The sequence below is a fragment of the Coprococcus sp. ART55/1 genome, assembly GCF_000210595.1.
Taxonomy (GTDB): Bacteria; Bacillota; Clostridia; order Lachnospirales; family Lachnospiraceae; genus Coprococcus; species Coprococcus aceti.
The window spans coordinates 1,042,691-1,043,858 of sequence record NC_021018.1 but is presented as its reverse complement, the minus strand read 5'-3'; the positions used below and the strand labels follow the sequence as shown (position 1 = coordinate 1,043,858).

General features: G+C 42.9%; 3 protein-coding genes. All 3 read right to left on the bottom strand.

Features of this window, described 5'->3' with window-relative positions:
• A partial coding sequence (rpsC, locus tag CCU_RS04900) for a 30S ribosomal protein S3 (protein WP_208896003.1) occupies window positions 1-556 on the bottom strand: 556 nt, incomplete at its 3' end.
• Between the two features lie 10 nt (window positions 557-566).
• The gene (gene rplV / locus CCU_RS04895; protein ID WP_004850120.1) at window positions 567-953 is read right to left on the bottom strand and encodes a 50S ribosomal protein L22; all 387 of its coding nucleotides are present in this window, start codon (window positions 951-953) and stop codon (window positions 567-569) included.
• 33 nt (window positions 954-986) lie between these two features.
• The coding region (gene rpsS, locus CCU_RS04890) for a 30S ribosomal protein S19 (protein ID WP_208896002.1) at window positions 987-1,168 on the bottom strand (182 nt) is incomplete at its 5' end.

The following is a 1,168-nucleotide window of genomic DNA, read 5'->3' as shown; positions in this document are numbered from 1 at the left end:
AATCGATATCAGCACGGAGTGTCTGAAGAGGAATTGTTCCCTCGCTGTAGAACTCTGTTCTAGCCATATCAGCACCGCCAAGACGACCTGAACATGCACACTTGATACCCTGTGCGCCTGACTTCATTGTTCTACCCATGCAAGACTTCATAGCCTTTCTGAATGCGATACGATTCTCAAGCTGTGCTGCGATGTTCTCTGCAACGAGCTGAGCGTCAGCATCCGGCTTCTTGATCTCCTTAACGTCGATAAAGAGCTTCTTATCTGTTAACTTCTGAGCGTCAGCCTTGATCTTCTCGATTCCGGCTCCACCCTTTCCGATTACTACTCCAGGCTTAGCTGTGTATAATACGATCTTTACATTCTTTGCTGATCTCTCGATCTCGATCTTTGAGATGTTTGACTTGTAAAGAGTTGTCTTTAAGTATTTTCTAAGGATCTGATCTTCTGCTAAGTTCTTAGCAAACTCGTCATTTCTCTTGTCAGCATACCAGTTTGAATCCCAATCTTTGATAATGCCGACTCTTAAACCATGAGGATTAACTTTCTGTCCCATATTTTACCTCCTATTTCTCGTCAAGCACGATTGTGATGTGGCTTGTTCTCTTCTCGATTCTATATGCTCTACCCTGTGCTCTTGGATGAACTCTCTTCATTGTAGGTCCCTTGTTAGCGTAACACTCTGCTACGTAAAGGTCCTCCTTCTTCATGCCATTGTTGTTCTCAGCGTTAGCAATAGCAGACTTCAAAAGCTTCTCTATAACGCTTGAGCCATATCTTGGGTTGTATTCTACGATAGCAAGTGCTGTCTGAACATCCTTACCTCTGATAGCGTCAAGCACAAAACATGCCTTGGTTACTGATACTCTTGCGTATGAAACCTTAGCTGATGGTCTTGTATCTTTGTTCTCATTTCTGAGTCTCTTGTCATGGGATCTATGTCCTTTAGCCATTTTGAAAAGTCCTCCTTTCAAATATTCCTAATATTATCTTCTACCCTTCTTTTCGTCCTTACCATGACCTCTGTATGTTCTGGTAACTACGAACTCACCGAGCTTATGTCCTACCATATCTTCTGTTACATATACTGGTACGTGCTTTCTTCCATCATGAACGGCAAATGTGTGGCCAACGAATGATGGGAAGATTGTTGAACGTCTTGACCAGG

What these genes read in the sequence shown, in the direction of transcription:
- rplV (WP_004850120.1), bottom strand. Translation starts at nt 953, where the DNA reads ATGGCTAAAGGACATAGATCCCATGACAAGAGACTCAGAAATGAGAAC.